The sequence below is a fragment of the Mycobacterium sp. 1165178.9 genome, from assembly GCF_001673555.1.
Taxonomy (GTDB): domain Bacteria; phylum Actinomycetota; class Actinomycetes; order Mycobacteriales; family Mycobacteriaceae; genus Mycobacterium.
The window spans coordinates 1-4,630 of sequence record NZ_LZMB01000427.1 but is presented as its reverse complement, the minus strand read 5'-3'; the positions used below and the strand labels follow the sequence as shown (position 1 = coordinate 4,630).

General features: G+C 67.3%; 3 protein-coding genes and 2 pseudogenes. All 5 read right to left on the bottom strand.

The window, feature by feature from the left end; translation table 11 throughout:
• Positions 1–76, bottom strand: a pseudogene (locus tag A5652_RS26995) (WXG100 family type VII secretion target); the annotation flags it as partial.
• Positions 77–389: 313 nt separating this feature from the next.
• Positions 390–689: a PE family protein gene (locus tag A5652_RS18610; protein ID WP_067123308.1), complete on the bottom strand. Its 300-nt coding sequence runs from the start codon at positions 687–689 to the stop codon at positions 390–392.
• Positions 690–1,139: 450 nt separating this feature from the next.
• Positions 1,140–2,354, bottom strand: coding sequence for a PPE family protein (locus tag A5652_RS18605; RefSeq protein ID WP_067354716.1), 1,215 nt, complete (start codon positions 2,352–2,354; stop codon positions 1,140–1,142).
• A 332-nt stretch (positions 2,355–2,686) separates the two neighbouring features.
• Entirely contained in the window at positions 2,687–3,958 is a 1,272-nt protein-coding gene (locus tag A5652_RS18600; protein WP_067354713.1) for a PPE family protein, read from the bottom strand.
• 525 nt (positions 3,959–4,483) lie between these two features.
• Positions 4,484–4,630: pseudogene (locus tag A5652_RS26990) on the bottom strand (hypothetical protein); the annotation flags it as partial.

The following is a 4,630-nucleotide window of genomic DNA, read 5'->3' as shown; positions in this document are numbered from 1 at the left end:
CGGTCTGGGCGTGCACCTCGAAGCGGCCCGCCATCGCCCGCATCTCGTGCGGGTCGGTCATAAAACGTGTTGCCATGTCGGCTGTCTCCTTGCTACGTGGTTACTGGGTGATGTGGTGAAGACGGTGGCCGGATCGTTTACGCGTTACGCAACCGCCGAGCCGAATGAATAGAAATGACCCCCCCTTCCCGTCAGCCGGCGGCCACCGGGTCCTGTCACGGTGAGACGGACGTCAAACCCGAACCGCGGCGTTTGAGTTGACGGAGTGCGTACTGCTTTCCGGGAACCCGGGTGAGCGAAGCTCCGAGTCCCCGGGGCCATCCTCTGCTGGGCGGTGATGCTGTAACCCATTGGCGGTGACGTCTGTCAGCCCCGAAACGCCAGTCCGATCAGAGAGCGGCAGCCGCGTTGGCTGCCTCGGTGAGACCGTACGAAGCGGCGCTGGTGGACAAGGTGTTCACGAACATCTCGTGGATCGCGGCGGCTTGGGCGCTCACCGCCTGGTACATCTGCGCGTGGGCGGCAAACTGAGCCGCGGTCAGTGCCGACACCTCGTCGGCAGCGGCGGGTACCACCCCCGTCGTTGGGGCTGCAGCGGCTGCGTTCTGGGCGCTCAAGGTCGACCCGATCGCCTGCAGGTTCCCGGCCGCCGCGGCCAAAGCCTCCGGCTGTGTGGTCACGAACGACATAATTGTTCCCTCCTAGTTACGTCCCCGGACTCTGCGAGACTAGATGACTGCCGCCCCCCAAGTCGGTGCGGAAGCCCGGTGTTTGCAATTGTTCACTTAGCGGTACGGCGAATTCACTTTTGGTAACGACACAGTAACAGTGCCTGACCTCGACCGCTGCCCCTCTCAGGAGGGTCACAGCAAACGGTACCAGCTCCGTGCCGAAGAAGTTGCTGGTTACCAACAGCCGATGTGCGGCGGCCCCGTCGCCCCGCATAAAATCTGATTGCCGATTAACTCGTCGCACATGGGCGCGACGACCATTCCCAGTGGCGGGCCAGGCAGACCTCCTTTCGGCCGTTCGAGTGCTCCGGTCGCCGCCAGGGTCGGATTCCGGGAGCGATCCTGAGAACTCGAGGCTCATCGCGCTGCGGTGTGGTGGACATTGCCGGTGTCGATACCCCGCCGTGCTCAGCCGGCAAACGGGGGCCGGGCCATGACGGTGGGCCGGAACCCGTACTTGGGACCGGCGACTCCATGGCCTGCGGCGCCGGCACCGGCAAGCGGCATGCCGCCCAGCAGGTTTCCGGGTCCGCCTGCCGCTTCGGGTGCGGCGCTGATCGCGCTGACCGGGATGGCACGGCCTAACGTCGGGGCCGCCGCGGTCGGACCGCCCGACCAGGCCACCGGGACCGACAGTTTGCCACCGACGGAAGCCGCGTTGCCCAGTGCTGCCACCGGATGCGCGGCGGCCGCGCCCCCGCCGAGCATGCCGCCGAGCCCGCCGAGTCCGGGCAGGGCCTTGGCCGCGGCCGGTGCCGCACCGCCGATGACGCCCAGCGACTTGGCGATCTGCACGAAGTTGTTGCCCATACCGATGCTGAAGTAGGGCAGACCCTCGGTGTTGTAGAACAAACCGGCAAACGGGCTGTAGCCGTTGACGAGCGTCCCGAGGTTGGTAGGAAATGTGGTCTGCCCGGTCAACAGAAACCAGAGCTCGGACAACGGGTCCGTGGCCGTGGTGGCCTGGGTGGTCGCGTTGGTCGTCGTGGTCGCCGCGGGCTGTGCCAGCGACTGCAGGGTCTTCGAGGTGTTGGTCGCCGTGGAGTTCGCCGTCGCGTTGGTGACCGCATTAGCTTGGTTGGCCTCACCCGACTGGTTGGTGACCTCGGGCGCCTTCTGGAACGGCGTCTGCTTTGTTGCCGTCGCCGATTGCCCCGCGTAGCTGTACATCGCGAGGGCGTCCTGTGCCCAGTACTCGCCGTACTGCGCGTCCAACTGCGCGATCAACGGCGTGTTCTGCCCGAGGACGTTCGTCGCCTGCAGCTGGGTCACCTGGGTGCGGTTCGCCGCGATCAGCGGGGGCGGTACCGAGGACGCCAGCGCGGTCTCGTAGGCCGCCGCGGCCGAACGCGCTTGCGTGGCAGCCTCTTCCGCCTGAGCGGCCGTCGTGGTCAACCAGGCCACGTATGGTTGGGCCGCTTGCGCCATCGCCGTCGAGGCCGTGCCCAGCCACTCCTCGCTGTTCAGCGCCGTGATGACGTTGTCATAGCTCAGCGCGGCCGAGTTGAGTTCGGCCGCAAGCGCGCTCCACGCCGCAGCAGCAGCGACGAACGAACCCGACCCCGGACCCGAGTAGATCCGCGCCGAATTGAACTCCGGGGGGAACGCCCCATAATCCACCACGAATATGCCCCTTAACCTGTGATTTTCGAATCGAAAAGTCGAGTAGTAAAAGACGTTAATGCGCTGGTGGCCACCGCCACGCCCGTCATCGTAGGAACGGCTTTGTGGCGCGCCTCGGCGCCGGAAATCAAAGCGAGTCGCTCGGCACTGGCTGGCCACCCGAAGCGCGGGCCCGATTGTAGGTGTGAGCTGCCCGAATCGCCAGAGTCGAGTAGCTGCCGATTACCCCCGGCGGGGTGCGCTTGCGGCGTAGCCAGGCGCAGTTGTGTCGAGCCCCGGAATAAAATCCCGCCGCGGATAAAGGTGAGGGAGTACATGCGCTGATTTGCCGCTTATCCGGCCGATGGCGGTCGGGTCAGCACGCTGTAGCGGAACCCGTATTTGTTGACGTAGCCCGCGGCGGCGCCGCGCCGGCCCATGCCCCCCACCGGCATCCCCCGCAGCAGACCATTGGCCGGTGAACCGGGCGCCCCTGTCGCGCCGACGGCCTCGATGGGGGTGGCCTCCTCGGAGACCGCCGCCGGGCTGACCGCTGAGGTCAGCGTCGACCAATGTTGCGGCACCGAGAGCATCCCCACCCGGGCGGCCTGCCCGGCACCCGCGGAGACCGCACCCACGTGCCCTACCCCGCCACCGAGGTTGCCCAGGCCCAGGCTGGCAAACTGCGGGGTCGGGAACCACGCACCGCTCGCACCCGCCGTGCTACCGCCAGGACCGAAAGTCAACTGCTGTGCGATCGACGAACTGAAGCTCGCGATACCATTCGAGAAATAGCCTAGACCCGTCATCCGTTTGAAGATCGTGTCGAAGACGCTGGGAGTCAGCCCCAGGTAGTTGTTGGTCGGAGTGGGCAGGCCGGAAGTCAGGAATCCTTGGATGAGGTTTTCCAGCCAGGTGAACGGACCCGGCTCTGCGGCGGCTGTGGTCGACGCTTGCGTCACCGCCTGAGAAGCGTTGACGGACAACACTTGTGGGGTCGCCAGCTGCGAGGCGGCGTTCGCGGTGGTCTGGGCGGTGTTGCCTGCCGGCTCGGCGGCGGCCCGCTCGACTGCGGCGGCCTGATCGGAGACCGCTTCTGGGGTGGTTATGTTGGGCGGCGCTGTGAACGGCGCCAGCACCGACGCGGTCGCCGACGATACGGCGTAACCGTACATCGCCGCGGCATCCTGCGCCCACATCTCCATGTACTGCGCCTCGGTCGCTGCGATAGCCGGGGTGTTCTGTCCGAAGAAGTTCGTCGCCACCAGTGTCGCCAGCAAAACTCGGTTGGCGGCGATCACCGGTGGCGGCACCGTCATCGCAAACGCCGCCTCAAAGGCCGCCGCGGCCGCACGGGCCTGTCCGGCGGTCTCCTCGGCCTGCGCGCCCAGAACGCTGAGCCAGCTCACGTATGGCGTGACAGCCGACAGCATCGCCGCCGAGGCAGGACCCACCCACGGCGACTGGGTCAGCTCGGAAATCACCGATGTGTAGCCGCTGACCGCCGTCCCTAGCTCGGCGCCGAGTCCGTCCCAGGCCGCCGCCGCAGCCATGATCGGACCCGACCCCGGACCCGCGTACATCCGACCGGAGTTGACCTCCGGCGGTAATGCCCCGAAGTCCATGGTTACGAAGCACCGGGCTCGAACGACATGTATCCCCTCGCAGGTGATTTTTTGAGAAGACCTTCAGAATTTGCTTGCCGAAAGGCTAATTGCCCGCACCGCCAGATCGCCGTGTCGTGATGCTGCGGCCCGCGCGGCGGCGTGGATTTCGAGTGCCGTGTCCCGGCGCGGCCGCGCGACCGGGCCCACGACGGCCGGGTTCCACCGCCACGGCCATTACCTGCAGGAATACCGTGGCAATGCCGTCCGCCACCGGCGGACTAGCCCGACGTTGGGGGTGGTATCGGCGTTAGGGCACCGCCGCGAGAATTCCGGCGCGGGGTAAAAATCCGGCCGCAGATAAAGCCCACAGGAGCCGTGGGGACCCGGGAATGCGGCTCGGCGCGAGCGCGCGCGGACTCACCCCCGCCATGACGGCGCCGGTCGGCGGGCGACTCGCGAGAACAAGCGAAAACGCGCCCTGCCGCCGGTCTTTCGGAGGCAGGGCGCGTCGTAGCGCGCGCCGGCGTTGCCGGCCTGCGGGGCCTATCCCGCGAAGGGGGGCCGGGCCATGACGGTGGGCCGGAACCCGTATTTGGGACCGGCGACTCCGTGCCCTGCGGCGCCGGCACCGGCAAGCGGCATGCCGCCCAGCAGGTTTCCGGGTCCGCCTGCCGCTTCGGGTGCGGCGCT